Raw genomic sequence first — 18,377 nt, 5'->3', positions numbered from 1 at the left:
AACGTTGAGGTTGAATGTGCCAACGCCTTCGCGGGCAAGCCCGCTCCCACAGGGAGAGCAGGCAGCAGGGCCGATCAGTAGCGGTAAGCGTGCGGCTTGAACGGACCTTCGACCGTCACGCCGATGTAGTCGGCCTGGGTCTTGGTCAGTTGAGTCACGACGCCACCGAAACCGCGGACCATTTCCAGGGCCACTTCTTCGTCGAGCTTCTTAGGCAGTACTTCAACGGTCAGGCGTTCGGCTTTCTGGGCCGGCGACAGGTCGGCGTACTTCTGGCCGAACAGGAAGATCTGCGCCAGTACCTGGTTGGCGAACGAGCCGTCCATGATGCGGCTTGGGTGGCCAGTGGCGTTGCCCAGGTTAACCAGGCGGCCTTCGGCCAGCAGGATCAGGTAGTCGTCGTTCTGTGGGTCGAAGTCGCCAGCGCCGGTGCGGTGGATCTTGTGCACCTGAGGCTTCACTTCTTCCCATGCCCAGTGCTTGCGCATGAAAGCGGTGTCGATTTCGTTGTCAAAGTGGCCGATGTTGCAGACAACAGCACGCTTCTTCAGGGCCTTGAGCATGTTGGCGTCGCACACATTGACGTTGCCGGTGGTGGTCACGATCAGGTCGATCTTGCCCAGCAATGCCTTGTCGATGCTCGCTTCGGTGCCGGTGTTGATGCCGTCGATGAACGGCGAAACCAGTTCGAAACCGTCCATGCACGCCTGCATGGCGCAGATTGGGTCAACTTCGGAAACCTTGACGATCATGCCTTCCTGGCGCAGGGACTGGGCCGAACCCTTGCCCACGTCGCCGTAGCCGATGACCAGCGCTTGCTTGCCGGACAGCAGGTGGTCGGTGCCGCGCTTGATCGCGTCGTTCAGGCTGTGACGGCAGCCGTACTTGTTGTCGTTCTTGCTCTTGGTCACCGAGTCGTTGACGTTGATGGCCGGGATTTTCAGCTCGCCCTTGGCCAGCATGTCCAGCAGGCGGTGTACGCCGGTGGTGGTTTCTTCGGTCACGCCGTGGACGCGGTCCAGGATGGCCGGGTATTTCTTGTGCAGCAGCTCAGTCAGGTCGCCGCCGTCGTCGAGGATCATGTTGGCATCCCACGGTGCGCCGTCCTTGAGGATGGTCTGCTCCAGGCACCACTCGTACTCTTGCTCGGTTTCACCTTTCCAGGCGAATACCGGAATGCCGGCAGCCGCGATGGCCGCTGCGGCCTGGTCTTGAGTCGAGAAAATGTTGCAGGACGACCAACGCACTTCGGCACCCAGGGCAACCAGGGTTTCGATCAGCACGGCAGTCTGGATGGTCATGTGGATGCAGCCGAGGATTTTTGCGCCCTTGAGCGGCTGCTCGCCCGCGTACTTGCGGCGCAGGCCCATCAGTGCCGGCATTTCCGACTCGGCGATGATGGTTTCGCGACGGCCCCAGGCAGCGAGGGACATGTCGGCGACTTTGTAATCGTTGAAATCTGCAGGCGTGTTGACAGCGCTCATGAAGAGCCTCCATTCGTAAGGATGCGAATGGGCGCCGTTGTGCGTTTAGAGTCTGGCCACGTGAGCCAGGCAACGCCCCATCCGAGCCTGACAGGGTTGACCTGCTGCAGCGCCCCTCGGACAGGTGGCGGGAAAACGGTATCAAGTGAAGATGACCGTTTTGAAACGGGGGCGATTATAGCGGGCCAGGCTGATCTGCCAAAGGGTTTCTGTCGGTTACATGAACTTCCCTTATCGGGACCATAGTCTAAGGCTCATGGAGCCTGGACGTGTGGTCTGCCATGATGGCCGCCATCAATCGCCAAGATGGTCAGGAGTGAGCATGAACTTCCACACCCGCAAATGGGTAAAACCCGAAGACCTCAACCCCAATGGCACGCTGTTCGGCGGTAGCCTGCTGCGCTGGATCGACGAGGAAGCGGCGATCTACGCCATCGTCCAACTGGGCAACCAGCGCGTGGTCACCAAGTACATTTCCGAGATCAACTTCGTCAGCGCCTCGCGCCAGGGCGACATTATCGAGTTGGGGATCACCGCCACCGAGTTCGGTCGCACCTCGATCACCCTGACGTGCGAAGTGCGCAACAAGATCACCCGTAAGAGCATCCTGACCGTGGAGAAAATGGTCTTCGTCAATCTGGGTGAAGACGGCCTGCCCGCGCCCCATGGCCGGACCGAGATCAAGTACGTGAAGGATCAGTTCCAGGAAGAAGACGGCCAGGAATGACGGCTGTCCTTGTGCCGAAGACGATGGCGCCCTCGGCACAAGAACCCAGCGCAAGGCTCAGCCGGGGACCGTTGTGGTGGTCGCGCGGCGACGTTGCAGGTAGATAAAGAACAGCGCCGCCAGCACGGTCAAGCCGCTGACCAGCGAACCCGTCCAGGGCAGGTCAGCCAGGTCGGCGCCGCTGGCGACCACCAGTCCGCCGATCCAGGCGCCTGCCGCGTTGCCCAGGTTGAAGGCGCTCTGATTGAGGGTCGAGCCCAGGTTGGGTGCCTCGTGGGCCTGGTCGATGATCAGCAGTTGCAGGATCGGGCACAGCGCGAAGGCAAAAATCCCCCACAGCACCAGCGTGATCGCCGCTGGGATCACCGAATGGCTGGTCTGGCTGAACGCCGCCAGCACCACGACGACCGCCAGGGCCATGCCCACCAGTGACGGCAGCAGGCGGCTGTCGGCCAGCTTGCCGCCGAGCACGCTGCCTGCCGTCAGGCCTACGCCGAACAGCAACAACATGAGCGTCACGCCATGGGGGCTGACGCCGGTGATGTCCTGCAGGATCGGCGCGATGTAGGTGAACACGCTGAACAGGCTGGTGGAGGCCAGCACGCTCATGCCCAGGGCCAGCAGCACGTTGGCCTTGCCCAGCACCTTGAACTCACTGGCCAGGTTGGCCTTGTCCATGGCGATGTGCCTGGGCAACCAGCGCCACTGGGCAAACGCCGCGATCACCCCGATCACCGACACCGCCCAAAAGGTCGAGCGCCAGCCGGCGTATTGGCCCAGCGCGGTGCCCAGTGGCACGCCGAGCACATTGGCCAGGGTCAGGCCGGTGAACATCAGCGCAATCGCCTGGGCGCGCTTGTTGGGTGCGACCAGTCCGGCGGCCACCACCGAGCCAATCCCGAAGAACGCACCATGGCACAGTGCTGTGACCACCCGCGCGGCCATCAGCGTGGCGTAGTTCGGTGCCAGGGCGCAGAGCACGTTGCCGAGGATGAACATCAGGGTCATGCCGAGCAAGGTGGCCTTGCGCGGCATGTTGGCGGTGCCGACCGCCAGGATTGGAGCGCCAAACACCACGCCCAGGGCGTAGCCGGTGATCAGCAGGCCGGCGTCGGGGATGCTGACGCCAAGGTCGCGGGCGACATCGGGCAACAGGCCCATGATTACGAATTCAGTGGTGCCGATGCCAAACGCGGCAACGGCTAAAGCAAGCAAGGCCAGTGGCATGCGCAAGGTCTCTGTCGGTAGTCTTGACGCTTTGATCAGGCGAACGCATGCCAGCCTCCCGCTCGATGCAGAGCCGGGAGCAGCAACATTTATTGGAATTAGTCTGTGCGCAAGTGAGTACGGCGTGTTCGGTTGCAGTATAAACAGCTGCGCAGGCATGGCGAATCAATTCTATGGGGAGACAGGTGTGCTCGCGACAGTTCTAGTGTTGGTGGCGGCGCTGTTGCACGCGGCCTGGAATACCTTGATCAAGTTCAGCGCCGAACGCTTGCTGGTGGTGGCCTGCATGGATTCGGTGGCGATGCTGTTTGTCGCCGTGATGCTGCCGTTCGTTGACGTGCCGCCCGTGGAGATCTGGCCCTGGATCCTGGCGTCGGCGGCTTTCGAGTTGCTCTATCGCTACCTGCTGATCCAGGCCTATCGGGTCGGCGACCTGGGCCTGGTCTATCCGCTGATGCGTGGTCTGTCGCCGTTGGTGGTGTTGGCGCTGACGCTGGTCTTTGCCGGCGAAGTGCTGAGCACCCAGCAGATCCTGGGCATCCTGTTGATCCCGTTCGGCATGCTGTGCCTGTTGTGGCAGGGCGGTGGTGGCGACCGCTTGCCGTGGTCGATGCTGCCGGTGGTGGCGCTGATCGGTTTGTGCATCGGCTGCTACACCTTCATCGACGGCCAGGCGATACGGCGCTGGTCGCACCCGCTGGATTACCTGGTCTGGGTGACGTTGCTCAGTGCCTGGCCATTCCCGCTGTTGGCGCTGGTGCGCAAGCGTCCGGCGTTCATGCTGTTCTGGCGTGAGCAGTGGCGGCTGGGGTTGGCAGTCGGATTCTGCGTGCTGCTGAGTTACGCTCTGGTGCTGTGGGCGATGCAGCTGGGCTCGATTGCCGAGGCGGCGGCGCTGCGTGAGGTGAGCGTGATCCTGGTGGTGCTGTTTGGCATGCGCTACCTCAAAGAGCCTTTCGGCGGACCACGGCTGCTGGCGTGTGGGTTGGTGCTGATTGGCATGCTGGTGATGAAGTTCTAACAACTAAAAAGAAAGGAGTTCGCTATGACTGTTGCTCTGTGGTGCATCTTGATCGCTATCTTCCTGCCGTACCTGTGTATCGGTATCGCCAAGGCCGGGGGTGGCTACCGTCTTCGTCATAACCGTGACCCCCGGGGGTTCGAGCAAACCCTGGAAGGGTTCGCCAAGCGCGCTCATGCGGCCCAGCTCAATAGCTTCGAAGTAACGCCGGCGTTTGCGGCCGCGGTGATCGTCGCTCACCTGGCGGGTAACGCGGAGTTGGTGACGATTAATGTGCTGGCGGTGCTGTTTATCACCAGTCGTCTGCTCTACATCATTTGCTACCTGGCGGACTGGGGGATTTTGCGGTCGCTCGTGTGGTTCGTGGGGATGGGGTTGATCATCAGTTTCTTTTTTGTCTCGATCTGAGGCTGGCGGCTGGCCTCGCTCTTGCTCTGGGTTGAGCCCGTAGGAGCGAGGCTTGCCCGCGAAGAGGCCAGCCCATTCAACATTGATGTCGCCAGGCTTACCGCCTTCGCGGGCAAGCCTCGCTCCAAGGATCCGGGCCTGACACGGGATGTGTGTTCGCCTCAGACCAGGTGGGCTTGTCGGATCGCCGCACCGTCGCGAAAACGGCCTGACAGCCGGCCTGTCTCGGGCGGCTGTACTCGATCCATTGTGGGAGCGAGACCGGCTTGCCGGCGAAGGCTATCCAGCCGGCGAAGCAAGGCTCAGGGTTTAACGCTATCCGCCACCTGTGGCAGCGCCGGCAAGGGCATGCCTTTGGGCCACAGCATCCAGATCTGTCCTTGTTGTTTCATGTCGCCGGCGAGGTTTCCAGCGGCTTCGCCGGTGCCCCAGAACAGGTCGGCGCGGACTTCGCCGGTGATTGCGCCGCCGGTGTCCTGGGCGGCCACGGGCCGTACCAGTGTGGTGCCGTCGGGGCGGGTGGTGGACAGCCACAACAGACTGCCCAGTGGAATGACCTTGCGGTCCACGGCCACGCTGTAGCCGGCGGTCAGTGGTACGTTCAGCGAGCCGCGCGGGCCTTCGTTGCTGTCGGGGTTGCGGGTGAAGAATACGTAGCTCGGGTTGCTCCCCAGCAGTTCGGGAATGCGTGTCGGGTGGGCTTTGGCCCAGGCGCTGATGGCGCCCATGGTCACGTCTTCTTTCTTCAGCTCGCCCTGTTCCACCAGCCAGCGGCCGATTGGGCGGTAGGGGTGGCCGTTCTGGTCGGCATAGGCGATGCGCAGTTGCCGGCCGCCTTCAATTTGCACCCGGCCCGAGCCCTGGATCTGTAGGAACTGCAGGTCCATCGGGTCGGTCAGCCAGGCCACGATCGGTGCCTTGACTCCTTGGGTCTCGATGGTCGCGGCGTCGTCGTAAGGCTTGAGCACTCGACCCTCAAGACGGCCGCGCAGGCGTTTGCCCTTGAGTTCTGGGTAGAGGCTTTCCAGGGACACGATGATCATGTCCTCCGGCACGCCGTAGACCGGCACGTTGGCTGCTGGGGTCTGGACCAGGCTGCCCGGGTACACCGGCTCGTAGTAACCGGTGATCAAGCCGTTGGCATCGCCCGTGGACGAGCGCAGGCCGTAGACCTGCAAGTGTTGCTGGAGAAAACCGCGCACGGACGGTGCGTCCTGCGGCACGTCGCTCGCCTGTGCGCAGGTCGGGCCCCAGACCGGGTCGGCCTTGAGGCGTTGGCACGCGCTGCGCCACGAGGTGAAACCGGCCAGCAGGTCGCTGTCGGCAACCGCCGGCAACGCATCCCAGGTTGCGCTGGTATACGTGGCGATGGCGTGGGTTTGTGGCTTGGTGTTGTCGCCGCCGTTGCAGCCTGCCAGCAGGGCAACCGCAGGGAGGGTCCAGGCCAGGGTGTGGCGCCAGGCCTTGAAACGCTTGTTCATGGGTACATCCTTTGCCGATTGCCTGGGGGCGAGCCCATTCAGGCAACCCTTGTTGTTAATAGGGCTATTGGTCTTTGCAGGTCAGGCGAGGATACTGGCCGCCGTTTCCCGTGACGTGAGCCACCATGACTCTTAAAAGAATTTCCGTTGTATTGCTGGCCTGCCTGGCGCTGTCTGCCTGCGGCGGCGTCGATCCGAACTCGCCGTTGGGCCAGCGCAAGGCGATCTTCAAGCAAATGCTCAAGACCAGCGAAGAGCTGGGCGGCATGCTGCGTGGACGAGTGCCGTTCGACGGCGCCAAGTTTGCCGAGGGCGCGGTCAAGCTCGACGCGCTGTCCAAAGAGCCGTGGAAACACTTCCCGCAGGTGCGTGAAGAAGATCACACCAGCGCCAAGGACGGTGTCTGGCAGCAACAGGCCCGCTTCCAGGAAATGGCCCGCACGCTTGAAACCGCCACCGGTGAATTGGTGCTTGCCAGCCAGGTCCAGCCTTACAAGGCGAGCAACCTGGGGCCTGCGGTGCAAAAAGTCGAAGACGCGTGCAGCGCGTGCCATAAGCAGTTTCGTGATCACTGATACATCTTGCGTTTGGCGCGCAACCCTGTGGGAGCGAGCCTGCTCGCGATAGCGAGGCATCAGGCAGCATTGCTGTCGGCTGACACTCCGTCTTCGCGAGCGGGCTCGCTCCCACAGATTGTGCATCTGGTTTTTACTTGTCCAGGTCATCCAGCGCTTGTTGCAGTTCCTTGCGCGACTCGGCGAGCTTCTCTTTGCGCTTGTTGATCTTGTCCGGATCGCCCTTTTTCATGGCCTTTTCGAGGTCGGCCTGGCGTGTGCTGACTTCGTGCTTGGCGTCGAGCACCTTGTTCTCCCGTTCTTTCTTCAGGGAGGCATCGGTGCAGTGGGCGGTGACTTCGCTCAGGGCTTTTTCCAGGCCGGCTTGTTGTTCGGCATTGCCGTGGGCCTTGGCCTGTTCGATCTGGAGGCTGATGGCCTGGCGCTTGGCGGCGCAGCCGGTCAGTTCCGGGGTGGGCTCGGCCGCCATCAATGGGGCGGCGAAGGCGCTGCACAGGGCTAGCAGGGCGAAGGGTGCAAGACGTTTCATGAAGGCTCCGTTGAACACGTAATCAATTCGGCATGACGATGGGCGATTGGAGCGCATCGACAGCCCTTGGGTTCCACGCTACCGGTTCGCTGGGGGGGCTAGAACCCATCAATAGCGGCTGCGTGCAGTTGTTTGCTCAAGGCCAGTACCTGCGGGTCGCGAAAAAATGCGCTTAGCTGCGCGGCGCGTCCCGGGCCGATACCCGCTTCGGCTTGCCATTGTTCGGTGTCGCGTTGTGCCAGCAGTTGCCAGGTTCGATCCAGCCTGGCCTCGCCTGTGGGTGGGAGTCCCAAGGCTTTGAGCCAGCGTGCAAAGGATTGTTGCCTGGCGCGATCAAAACTGTTCAGAAGGCGGGCGGCACTGCGCTCGCCGAAGCCATCAATGGTAGCAAGCTCTGCCGCATCAAGGGTCAACCAATCCAGTAACCCTTTGATACGGCCGCTGCGGACCAGGCGTTCCCAGGTGCCAGGGCCGACATGATGCAGGGCTAGCCCATGCTTGCCACTGAGCCAGGTCAGGCGCGCGAGGAATTGGCTTTCACAGCCGGGTGCCGGTTGCCAGCAGCTCAAGGCGTGGAAGTCATTCGGGTTCGGTGCGCTGACATCGACCTGCTCGGCACTGCGCAGGATCACCCCGTCCAGGCGCGGGATGGTCTGACCGGCCAGGCTGATGGCGACCTGGTCGCCGGGGCGGATATCCAGTTGCTGCCAGCGTTGCAGCGAGCTGGCGCTGACCCGCTTGATCTGCCGGTCATCCAGGGTCACCGGCAGCAACTCCAGCATTGGGGTGATGCGCCCGGTCCGGCCGACCTTGAACTGCACCTTGCGCACCTGGGCCAACGCCTGGGCATGGGGGTATTTCCAGGCGACCGCCCAGTGCGGAGGCTTGGCCTGCCAGCGTTCGACGGCCGGCCGTGCCTGTTGGCGCAGGACCACGCCATCGGTGGCGAAGGGCAGTGGCGCGCGGTACCAGTGATGTCGCCAGTGCCCGGCGTCGGCCAGTGTGCCGACGGGTTTGCTGAAGGCCAGGGTGTCGGCAAAGCCCAGCGCGGTCAGTGCCACTGCACGCGCCGGCAAGCTGGCCGGGCCTTGGGGCCAGTCCCAGGCGAAAAAGCCGATGCGCGTGGCATCCTCCTGGCTCAGCGCTTTGCGCGCCATCAACCCTGCCACCAGGCTGCGGGCATTGAGGCCGCCGGCGTTGGCCTGGATGTGATCGCTCAGGCGCCAATAGAGTTCGCCTTGCACCTGCAGGTCCAGCGGTTGCGCCAGTCGTTGCGGGATCGCGTCGATCAAGCGCGCCGAGGCGGTCCAGTCCTGGCCCTGGACACCATCGCCACGGCTGATGGCTTGCGCCAGACGGCCCTGCTGATAAATCAGCGAGACGGCCACGCCGTCCACTTTGGGCTGGACCCACACGTCGTGGCGTGAGCTGAGCCAGGCGTGGGCAGCCGGATCGTCTCGCAGCTTCTCAAGGCCGGTGTGGGCAATCGGGTGGGCCAGGGTCGCCCGGGGGCCGGGGGGTGGATTTGCTGCAAGGGGTTCGAGGCGCGCGCAGGTGCGCCAGTCGGCGAGGCGGGTGCGGGCCTGATCGTAAAGCTCATCGGCAATCAGTGAGCGGCCTTGGCGATGATAGGCATCGTCCCAGTGCTCGACCTGCTGTTGCAGGGCGTTGATTTCATCGTGCAGTTGGCGGGGTGGCCAGTCGGGACAGGGGCTGGCATGGGTGTTGGGGTAAAAGGCTAGCAGTGACAAACCGATCAGCAGGCGCAGGGGGGTGAACATGGTGAGCGTCCTTGCTCGCAGGGTGGTCACCGAAGCCTAGACCGGGTGTCGGCGGTGCGCGCACGGTTGCTTTTCAGGGTGTGTCCGGCGCCGATCGAGCGGCCATGAAAAAGCCCCGCAGGGCGAACCGTGCGGGGCTTTTTTGTCGCTGGGGAGGCTTACAGGCCGGCAGCGTCGCGCAGGGCGTCGGCGCGGTCGGTTTTTTCCCAGGTGAACGTGGTGAAGGTGTCGTTGCCCACGGTCTTGGTCTGCGGCGTACGACCGAAGTGGCCGTAGGCTGCGGTTTCCTGGTACATCGGGTGCAGCAGGTCGAGCATCTTGGTGATGGCGTAAGGGCGCAGGTCGAACACTTCGCGCACCAGCTTGACGATCTTGTCATCGCTGATCTTGCCGGTGCCGAAGGTGTTCAACGAGATCGACGTCGGCTGAGCGACACCGATGGCGTAGGACACCTGGATCTCGCAACGCTCGGCCAGGCCGGCCGCAACGATGTTCTTGGCCACGTAGCGCCCGGCGTAGGCCGCCGAGCGGTCAACCTTGGACGGATCTTTACCGGAGAACGCGCCGCCACCGTGACGGGCCATGCCGCCGTAGCTGTCGACGATGATCTTGCGACCGGTCAGGCCGCAGTCGCCTACCGGGCCACCGATGATGAACTGGCCAGTCGGGTTGATGTGGAACTGGGTGTCCTTGGTCAGCAGTTCGGCAGGCAGCACGTGCTTGACGATCAGCTCCATCACGCCTTCGCGCAGGTCTTTATAGGACACTTCCGGGTTGTGCTGGGTCGACAGCACGACGGCGTCGATACCCACCACCTTGCCGCCTTCGTAACGGCAGGTCACCTGGCTCTTGGCGTCCGGACGCAGCCATGGCAGCAAGCCGGATTTACGGGCTTCGGCCTGGCGCTGTACCAGTTGGTGGGAGAAGGTGATCGGTGCTGGCATCAGCACGTCGGTCTCGTTGCTGGCGTAGCCGAACATCAGGCCCTGGTCACCGGCGCCCTGGTCTTCAGGCTTGGCACGGTCGACGCCCTGGTTGATGTCGGGGGACTGCTTGCCGATGATGTTCATCACGCCGCAGGTCGCACCGTCGAAACCGACGTCGGAGCTGGTGTAGCCGATGTCGGTGATCACGTCACGGACGATCTGTTCCAGGTCGACCCAAGCGGTGGTGGTGACTTCGCCGGCGATGATCGCCACGCCCGTTTTCACCAGAGTCTCGCAGGCCACACGGGCGTGCTTGTCTTCAGCAATGATGGCGTCCAGCACCGCATCAGAAATCTGGTCGGCGATTTTGTCCGGATGCCCTTCAGACACGGACTCGGAGGTGAAAAGGGAGTATTCGCTCATCTCGATGGTTTCCTGAGTAGTTACCGATGGTGAGTGTCGCCAGATGGCCGCTGAAAATGGCGGACCTGGATCTGGAAACCATTACGTAAGCCTACATAGAGGCTTTCCCCGGGAACGAGTCCCGCAGCGGTGGCCCAACGGGCCAGATCGTCCTGTTCAAACCCCAACCAAAGATCACCGCAGGCCTCCCTGGCCCAACTTTGGTTGTGACTGCATAACTCTGTCACCAGCAGGCTACCGCCTGGTTGCAGCAAGCCGGCCATGTGCTTGAGCGCATCGGCCGGTGCGGCGAAATGGTGCAAGACCATGTTCAACACCACGCAATCAGCCGTCAGGCTGACACCGTTCAAGGCGTCGGCCAGTTGCAGGCTGACATTGCCCAGCGCTTCGCGCTCGCACACCTGGCGCGCCAGCTCCAGCATCGCCGGGCTGTTGTCCAGTGCCGTGACTTGCTGGAAGCGGCGCGCCAGTTCCGGCAGAAACCCGCCGTCGCCGGGGCCGACTTCAATCGCCGTGGCACCTTCGTTGAAACTCAGCTTGTCGAGCAGGGCCAGCACGCTTTCGCGGTACTGCGCCAGGCCGGCGATCAAGTCTTGCTGGGCGCGGAATTTGTCCGCCACCCGTGAGAAAAAGTCCTGGCTGGCCGCCGCGCGTTGTCCGTGGACCTGACTGATGCGTGCCTGGACGTCGCCGGGCAAGGTCAGTTCGTCCACTTCTTCGAGCAGGGCGGTGTGCAGCTTGCCGCCCAGGCGTTCGGTGTGGGGCAGGGCGCGGCGATAAAAAATCGCATTGCCTTCGCGCCGGGTGGCCACCAACTCGGCCTGGGCGAGCACCTTGAGGTGATGGCTCATGCCGGATTGGCCGGTGGCAAAGATCTGCGCCAGTTCCAGTACACCAAACGAATCGTTGGCCAGGGCGCGCAATACATTCAGGCGCAACGGGTCGCCGCCGGCCTTGCATAGGGCCGCCAGCTCATCGCAATCGTCATGGCGAATGGAAGGCACACGTAAATTCATAAGGACGGGAGTCTAGTCACGCCTCGAAAGCACCGCAAGAGCAATATCAAAAAGTTTTGATATTGCTCGATGGATGGCACTTGCAGCGCCTCGCGAGGGTCTTCATACGAACTACATAAAGGTTTCAGCAGGCCAATGGGCAGATATCCACAGGAAAAACCGGGTGGATCGACTATCTGTCATTGCCCCGAGGCGGTGCGCTGAGGGAAAATGCTCGCCTTTTTTGCGTTCCGTTTTATTCACTCTCGATTCAGTACCCGCAGGAGAACAGCGATGCCCAGCCGTCGTGAGCGTGCCAACGCCATTCGTGCCCTCAGCATGGATGCCGTGCAAAAAGCCAACAGCGGCCATCCCGGTGCCCCGATGGGCATGGCGGATATCGCCGAAGTGCTTTGGCGTGACTATCTGAAGCACAACCCGAGCAACCCATCGTTCGCCGACCGTGACCGCTTCGTGCTGTCCAACGGCCATGGCTCGATGTTGATCTATTCGTTGCTGCACCTGACGGGCTACGACCTGTCGATCGACGACCTGAAGAACTTCCGCCAACTGCACAGCCGCACCCCGGGTCACCCGGAGCTGGGCTACACCCCTGGCGTGGAGACCACCACCGGTCCCCTGGGCCAAGGCCTGGCCAACGCCGTGGGTTTTGCCCTGGCGGAAAAAGTGCTGGCGGCGCAGTTCAACCGTCCGGCGCACAACATCGTTGATCACCACACCTACGTGTTCCTGGGTGATGGCTGCATGATGGAAGGCATTTCCCACGAAGTCGCCTCCCTGGCCGGTACGTTGGGCCTGGGCAAGCTGATTGCCTTCTACGATGACAACGGTATCTCCATCGACGGCGAAGTCGAAGGCTGGTTCACCGATGACACCCCCAAGCGTTTTGAAGCCTACAACTGGCAAGTGATCCGCAACGTTGACGGTCACGACCCGGAAGAGATCAAGACCGCGATCGAGACGGCCCGCAAAAGCGCCCAGCCGACCCTGATCTGCTGCAAGACCACCATCGGCTTCGGCTCGCCGAACAAGCAAGGCAAGGAAGACTGCCACGGCGCCCCATTGGGTGACGCGGAAATCGCCCTGACCCGCGCAGCGTTGAAGTGGAACCACGGCCCGTTCGAAATCCCGGCCGACATCTACGCCGAGTGGGATGCCAAGGAAGCCGGCAAGGCGACCGAGGCCGAGTGGGACCAGCGTTTCGCGGCCTACTCCGCAGCCTTCCCGACCGAAGCCAACGAGCTGATTCGTCGTCTGTCCGGCGACCTGCCGGCTGACTTCAGCGAAAAAGCCTCGGCCTACATCGCCGAAGTCGCGGCCAAGGGCGAAACCATCGCCAGCCGTAAAGCCAGCCAGAACGCGCTGAACGCGTTCGGCCCGTTGCTGCCGGAGTTCCTCGGTGGTTCGGCGGACCTGGCCGGCTCCAACCTGACCCTGTGGAAAGGGTGCAAGGGCGTGACCGCCGACGACGCCAGCGGCAACTACATGTACTACGGCGTTCGTGAGTTCGGCATGACCGCGATCATGAACGGTGTTGCCCTGCACGGCGGCCTGGTGCCTTACGGCGCGACCTTCCTGATGTTCATGGAATACGCGCGCAACGCGGTCCGCATGTCGGCCCTGATGAAGCAGCGGGTGATCCACGTCTACACCCACGACTCCATCGGCCTGGGCGAAGACGGCCCGACGCACCAGCCGATCGAGCAACTGGCCAGCCTGCGCTGCACGCCGAACCTGGACACCTGGCGTCCCGCCGACGCCGTGGAATCGGCCGTGTGCTGGAAGCACGCCCTGGAGCGCCGCGACGGCCCTTCGGCGCTGATCTTCTCGCGCCAGAACCTGCAGCACCAAACCCGTGATGCCGGGCAGATCGCCGACATCAGCCGTGGTGGCTATGTGTTGAAGGATTGCGCGGGCGAGCCCGAGCTGATCCTGATCGCCACCGGTTCGGAAGTGGGCCTGGCCGTGCAAGCCTTCGACAAGCTGACTGAGCAAGGCCGCCAGGTGCGCGTGGTGTCCATGCCCTGCACCAGCGTGTTCGACGCCCAGGACGCTGGCTACAAGCAAGCCGTCCTGCCGTTGCAGGTCAGCGCGCGGATCGCCATCGAAGCGTCTCACGCGGACTACTGGTACAAGTACGTGGGCCTGGAAGGCCGCGTCATCGGTATGACCACCTACGGCGAGTCGGCGCCTGCGCCTGCCTTGTTCGAAGAGTTCGGCTTCACCCTGGAAAACATCCTGGGCCAGGCTGAAGAGTTGCTGGAAGACTGATCCAGACGTTGCGTCGTTCGGGCTGCCGTGTTCGCGAGCAGGCTCGCTCCCACAAGGATCTGCACAGACCCTGTGGGAGCGAGCCTGCTCGCGAGCGCGGTGGTTCGGGCAATGTTGCTGTACCTGAATCACCACGCTGATCGAGAACCCCATGCCTCAACCGCGTCCTTACAAAGTTGCACTCAACGGCTACGGCCGGATTGGTCGTTGCGTCTTGCGTGCTTTGTTTGAGCGGGGCTCGGCGGCCGGGTTTGAGATTGTCGCGATCAACGATCTGGCCGACATGCCCAGCATCGAATACCTGACACGCTTTGACTCCACCCACGGGCGTTTTCCCGGTGAGGTGAAGGTCGACGGCGATTGTCTGCAGATTAATGGCACCTGCGTGAAGGTCCTGCGCAGTGCCACCCCCGAAGGCATCGATTGGGCGTCGCTGGACGTCGATCTGGTGCTCGAATGCTCCGGTGCCTACAACACCCGCGCCGACGGCCAGCGGTTTCTCGACGCCGGCGCGCCGCGGGTGCTGTTTTCCCAGCCAATGGCCAGCGAGGCCGACGTCGACGCCACCATCGTCTTTGGCGTCAACCAGGATGGCCTGACCGGCGATGAGCTGTTGGTGTCCAACGCCTCCTGCACCACCAACTGCGGCGTGCCGCTGTTGCGCCTGCTGGACCAGGCGTTTGGCCTGGACTACGTGTCGATCACCACCATTCACTCGGCGATGAACGACCAGCCGGTGATCGATGCCTACCACCACGAAGACCTGCGCCGTACTCGTTCGGCGTTCCAGTCGGTGATCCCGGTGTCGACCGGGCTGGCGCGGGGTATCGAGCGCCTGCTGCCGGAACTGACTGGACGCATCCAGGCCAAGGCCGTGCGGGTGCCGACGGTCAATGTGTCGTGCCTGGACATCACCCTGCAAACGGTGACCGACACCAACGCCGACGAGGTCAACCGGGTCCTGCGCGAGGCCGCGACGAGCGGTCCACTCAAGGGCCTGCTGGCGTACACCGAGCTGCCCCACGCCAGTTGCGATTTTAACCATGACCCCCATTCGGCCATTGTCGATGCCAGTCAGACCCGCGTTTCCGGCCCTCGGCTGGTGAATGTGCTGGCCTGGTTCGACAACGAATGGGGGTTTGCCAACCGAATGCTCGATGTTGCGGAACACTATCTGCACACAGCGATTCCACCCTCTGCCACTCAAGAACCGTAATCCAGGAAGTGCGACCCATGACCGTGTTGAAGATGTCCGACCTCGATCTGCAAGGTAAGCGCGTATTGATCCGCGAAGACCTCAACGTCCCAGTCAAGGACGGTGTTGTCACCAGCGATGCGCGTATCCTGGCCTCGCTGCCGACCATCAAGCTGGCCCTGGAAAAAGGCGCGGCCGTGATGGTCTGCTCGCACCTGGGCCGTCCGACCGAAGGCGAGTTCTCGGCCGAGAACAGCCTGGCTCCGGTGGCTGCCTACCTGAGCAAGGCGCTGGGCCGTGACGTGCCGCTGGTCGCGGACTACCTGGACGGCGTCGACGTCAAGGCCGGCGACATCGTGCTGTTCGAGAACGTGCGCTTCAACAAGGGCGAGAAAAAGAACGCCGACGAACTGGCCAAGCAGTACGCCGCCCTGTGCGACGTGTTCGTGATGGATGCCTTTGGCACCGCGCACCGTGCCGAGGGTTCGACCCATGGCGTGGCCAAGTTCGCCAAGGTGGCGGCGGCAGGCCCGTTGCTGGCGGCCGAGCTGGATGCACTGGGCAAGGCCCTGGGCGCTCCGGCCCAGCCAATGGCGGCGATCGTCGCCGGTTCCAAGGTCTCGACCAAGCTGGACGTGTTGAACAGCCTGAGCCAGATCTGCAACCAGTTGATCGTCGGCGGCGGCATTGCCAACACCTTCCTGGCGGCGGCCGGTCACCCGGTGGGCAAGTCGTTGTACGAGCCGGACCTGCTGGACACCGCCCGCGCTATCGCGGCCAAAGTCAGCGTGCCGCTGCCGGTGGACGTGGTGGTGGCCAAGGAATTCGCCGAAAGCGCTGCCGCCACCGTCAAGCTGATCGCTGACGTGGCCGATGACGACATGATCCTGGACATCGGGCCGCAGACGGCCGCGCACTTCGCCGAGTTGTTGAAGTCGTCCAAGACCATCCTGTGGAACGGCCCGGTGGGCGTGTTCGAGTTCGACCAGTTCGGCAACGGCACCCAAGTGCTGGCCCAGGCCATCGCGGACAGCTCGGCGTTCTCCATCGCCGGTGGTGGCGACACCCTGGCGGCCATCGACAAATATGGCGTTGCTGGGCAAATCTCCTACATTTCTACCGGCGGTGGCGCGTTCCTCGAATTCGTCGAAGGCAAGGTGCTGCCCGCCGTTGAAGTCCTGGAAAGCCGGGCCAAGGCCTAAAGCCGCCCCCGTTGGCCAGGCAAAGGAGTGTTCACATGGTCAAGACGTTAGCGACGCTGTTCGCGGCGGCAGTGTTGGCCGGCTGTGGGAGTCATCCCACCGCCGCGTCGACGCCGGCGCCCGGCGCACCGGAAAAAGGCTGCTACCAGGCGGACTGGCAGGCGGAAACCAATCCGGTGCTGAACAAGCGTTCCGGGCCCGAGGGCCTGGATAAATACGAGACACATACACCGGCCAGGGAACAGGGTTGTCCCTGACCGGTCTGACTCACTAACGCCCAGTGCGGGAGGCGCGTGCCGCCCGCCGAGGAAGATGGATGAAAGGCTTGATCGTTGTAGCGTCCCTGGCCGTGCTTGCCGGTTGCGTCAATGTGAACCTGTTGGGCTCCGCCCCTGCCACGTCCGACACCTGGACCGACTGGGTCTGCGACAGCCAGGCCCAGGTGCACTGGCGCTACACCGACAGCACCAAGAACACCGTGGACGTGCGCCTGAGCGACGATCAGGTGCACCGCTTGAACGCCGAGCCGAGCGGTAGTGGCGAGCTGTACAGCGATAGCCAGCTGGCGTTTCACATGAAAGGTGAGGAAGGCCTGGTGTACTGGGTCGCCACCAACGATTTGATTGGCCGTGGCTGTAAGGCCAAGTAATACGATTTTTGGCCTACGCAGAACCCCTTGTGGGAGCGGGCTTGCTCGCGAAGGCGTGAGGACAGCTTGCATCTATGTTGAATGTTGAACCGCATTCGCGAGCAAGCCCGCTCCCACAGGGATTCTGTGTAGGTCAGTGAAAGGTTGCAGTACCCCATTCGCCGGTCGGCCTCAACCCCCGATCTGCAATAACTTGAATCGCAGCCGCCGCTACGGCAGGCTTGCACGATTAACGACCCTGAACCGGGAGAGACCCACACAATGGCACTTATCAGCATGCGTCAGATGCTGGACCACGCAGCCGAATTCGGCTACGGCGTTCCAGCCTTCAACGTCAACAACCTTGAGCAGATGCGCGCCATCATGGAAGCCGCTGACAAGACTGACTCCCCGGTGATCGTCCAGGCTTCGGCCGGTGCACGCAAATACGCGGGCGCGCCGTTCCTGCGTCACCTGATCCTGGCAGCCATCGAAGAATTCCCGCACATCCCGGTGTGCATGCACCAGGACCACGGCACCAGCCCTGACGTGTGCCAGCGCTCCATCCAACTGGGCTTCAGCTCGGTGATGATGGACGGTTCCCTCGGTGAAGACGGCAAGACCCCGACCGACTACGACTACAACGTGCGCGTGACCCAACAAACCGTGGCCTTGGCGCACGCCTGCGGCGTCTCGGTAGAAGGCGAGCTGGGCTGCCTGGGTTCGCTGGAAACCGGCATGGCCGGTGAAGAAGACGGCATCGGCGCCGAAGGCATCCTGGATCACAGCCAGATGCTGACCGACCCGGAAGAAGCGGCTGACTTCGTCAAGCGCACTCAGGTCGACGCCCTGGCCATCGCCATCGGCACCAGCCACGGCGCCTACAAGTTCACCAAGCCACCGACTGGCGACGTGCTGGCCATCGACCGCATCAAGGAAATCCACAAGCGCATCCCCAACACCCACTTGGTGATGCACGGTTCTTCCTCGGTGCCGCAAGAGTGGCTGGCGATCATCAACCAGTACGGCGGCGACATCAAAGAAACCTACGGTGTGCCGGTTGAAGAAATCGTCGAAGGGATCAAGCACGGCGTGCGCAAGGTCAACATCGACACCGACCTGCGCCTGGCGTCCACCGGGGCGATGCGTCGCCTGATGGCCACCAACCCGAGCGAGTTCGACCCGCGCAAGTTCTTCGGCGCGACCGTGACCGCCATGCGCGACGTGTGCATCGCCCGCTACGAAGCCTTCGGCACCGCCGGCAACGCCTCGAAGATCAAGCCGATCTCCCTCGAAGCGATGTACCAGCGTTACCTCAAGGGTGAGCTGAACGCCAAGGTCAACTAAGCCTGTAGCGTTTGCCTGATCGCGAAGAAGCCCGCAGCGATGCGGGCTTTTTTTCGCCTGCGTGTTGCTGGCTGGCCTTGGCCTGGGGCGCGGACACCGACCGTTAGTCGGGAGCCTGGCCGTTTGTCTGGGTGAT

Annotated in this window: 17 protein-coding genes and 1 riboswitch; of the genes, 10 read left to right on the top strand and 7 right to left on the bottom strand. The window is 62.9% G+C overall.

The genetic code is table 11. The features are described from left to right. Positions 1–74: 74 nt before the first annotated feature. Entirely contained in the window at positions 75–1,484 is a 1,410-nt protein-coding gene (gene ahcY, locus BMW74_RS10320; RefSeq protein ID WP_093418077.1) for an adenosylhomocysteinase, read from the bottom strand. Positions 1,485–1,506: 22 nt separating this feature from the next. After that, positions 1,507–1,608: riboswitch (S-adenosyl-L-homocysteine riboswitch) on the bottom strand. A gap of 198 nt (positions 1,609–1,806) precedes the next feature. Between ahcY and BMW74_RS10315 the strand changes: the two genes are divergently transcribed. Beyond that, positions 1,807–2,211: an acyl-CoA thioesterase gene (locus tag BMW74_RS10315; protein WP_093418072.1), complete on the top strand. Its 405-nt coding sequence runs from the start codon at positions 1,807–1,809 to the stop codon at positions 2,209–2,211. Positions 2,212–2,268: 57 nt separating this feature from the next. On the opposite strand, the gene BMW74_RS10310 is transcribed toward BMW74_RS10315, so the two are convergent. Continuing rightward, the gene (locus tag BMW74_RS10310; RefSeq protein WP_093418068.1) at positions 2,269–3,438 is read right to left on the bottom strand and encodes an MFS transporter; all 1,170 of its coding nucleotides are present in this window, start codon (positions 3,436–3,438) and stop codon (positions 2,269–2,271) included. 187 nt (positions 3,439–3,625) lie between these two features. On the opposite strand from BMW74_RS10310, the gene BMW74_RS10305 reads away from it, so the two are divergent. Together BMW74_RS10305 and BMW74_RS10300 are read left to right on the top strand one after the other, a co-directional pair. Next, complete coding sequence (locus tag BMW74_RS10305) at positions 3,626–4,459, top strand: EamA family transporter (protein WP_093418064.1); 834 nt, start codon at positions 3,626–3,628, stop codon at positions 4,457–4,459. A gap of 24 nt (positions 4,460–4,483) precedes the next feature. Continuing rightward, entirely contained in the window at positions 4,484–4,867 is a 384-nt protein-coding gene (locus BMW74_RS10300; protein ID WP_093418059.1) for an MAPEG family protein, read from the top strand. A 302-nt stretch (positions 4,868–5,169) separates the two neighbouring features. On the opposite strand, the gene BMW74_RS10295 is transcribed toward BMW74_RS10300, so the two are convergent. Beyond that, positions 5,170–6,348 (bottom strand): murein transglycosylase A, encoded by a 1,179-nt coding sequence (locus BMW74_RS10295; RefSeq protein WP_093418054.1) that lies wholly within the window; start codon positions 6,346–6,348, stop codon positions 5,170–5,172. Positions 6,349–6,473: 125 nt separating this feature from the next. On the opposite strand from BMW74_RS10295, the gene BMW74_RS10290 reads away from it, so the two are divergent. Then, complete coding sequence (locus tag BMW74_RS10290; RefSeq protein ID WP_093418049.1) at positions 6,474–6,923, top strand: c-type cytochrome; 450 nt, start codon at positions 6,474–6,476, stop codon at positions 6,921–6,923. A 133-nt stretch (positions 6,924–7,056) separates the two neighbouring features. Here the strand turns inward: BMW74_RS10290 and BMW74_RS10285 are convergent, their stop codons facing one another. From BMW74_RS10285 to BMW74_RS10270, 4 genes are all read right to left on the bottom strand, one after another. Then, on the bottom strand, positions 7,057–7,452 hold the full coding sequence (locus tag BMW74_RS10285) for a DUF1090 domain-containing protein (protein WP_093418045.1): 396 nt from the start codon (positions 7,450–7,452) through the stop codon (positions 7,057–7,059). A 98-nt stretch (positions 7,453–7,550) separates the two neighbouring features. Further along, positions 7,551–9,233 (bottom strand): NAD-dependent DNA ligase LigB, encoded by a 1,683-nt coding sequence (gene ligB / locus BMW74_RS10280; RefSeq protein WP_093418040.1) that lies wholly within the window; start codon positions 9,231–9,233, stop codon positions 7,551–7,553. 158 nt (positions 9,234–9,391) lie between these two features. Then, positions 9,392–10,582 carry a methionine adenosyltransferase gene (gene metK / locus BMW74_RS10275; RefSeq protein ID WP_093418036.1) on the bottom strand — a complete coding sequence of 397 codons (1,191 nt, stop codon included), beginning with the start codon at positions 10,580–10,582 and terminating at the stop codon, positions 9,392–9,394. A gap of 20 nt (positions 10,583–10,602) precedes the next feature. Next, entirely contained in the window at positions 10,603–11,598 is a 996-nt protein-coding gene (locus BMW74_RS10270) for an ArsR/SmtB family transcription factor (RefSeq protein WP_093418032.1), read from the bottom strand. A 273-nt stretch (positions 11,599–11,871) separates the two neighbouring features. On the opposite strand from BMW74_RS10270, the gene tkt reads away from it, so the two are divergent. From tkt to fba, 6 genes are all read left to right on the top strand, one after another. Next, positions 11,872–13,869: a transketolase gene (gene tkt / locus BMW74_RS10265; protein ID WP_093418029.1), complete on the top strand. Its 1,998-nt coding sequence runs from the start codon at positions 11,872–11,874 to the stop codon at positions 13,867–13,869. Positions 13,870–14,020: 151 nt separating this feature from the next. Next, entirely contained in the window at positions 14,021–15,085 is a 1,065-nt protein-coding gene (gene epd / locus BMW74_RS10260; RefSeq protein ID WP_093418025.1) for an erythrose-4-phosphate dehydrogenase, read from the top strand. A 17-nt stretch (positions 15,086–15,102) separates the two neighbouring features. Then, positions 15,103–16,266 (top strand): phosphoglycerate kinase, encoded by a 1,164-nt coding sequence (locus tag BMW74_RS10255; protein ID WP_093418021.1) that lies wholly within the window; start codon positions 15,103–15,105, stop codon positions 16,264–16,266. Positions 16,267–16,301: 35 nt separating this feature from the next. Next, positions 16,302–16,523, top strand: a complete 222-nt coding sequence (locus BMW74_RS10250) for a hypothetical protein (protein WP_093418018.1) — start codon at positions 16,302–16,304, stop codon at positions 16,521–16,523. A gap of 59 nt (positions 16,524–16,582) precedes the next feature. Next, a complete protein-coding gene (locus BMW74_RS10245) occupies positions 16,583–16,915 on the top strand; it encodes an MliC family protein (RefSeq protein ID WP_093418013.1) in 333 nt (110 codons plus the stop codon). A gap of 261 nt (positions 16,916–17,176) precedes the next feature. Continuing rightward, positions 17,177–18,241 (top strand): class II fructose-bisphosphate aldolase, encoded by a 1,065-nt coding sequence (gene fba, locus BMW74_RS10235; RefSeq protein ID WP_093418006.1) that lies wholly within the window; start codon positions 17,177–17,179, stop codon positions 18,239–18,241. Positions 18,242–18,377 lie beyond the last annotated feature (136 nt).

Origin of the sequence: Pseudomonas sp. ok272, from assembly GCF_900109995.1 — a bacterium.
Classification (GTDB): domain Bacteria; phylum Pseudomonadota; class Gammaproteobacteria; order Pseudomonadales; family Pseudomonadaceae; genus Aquipseudomonas.
The sequence above is the reverse complement of the archived record's forward strand: the minus strand, read 5'-3'. Positions and strand labels throughout refer to the sequence as shown.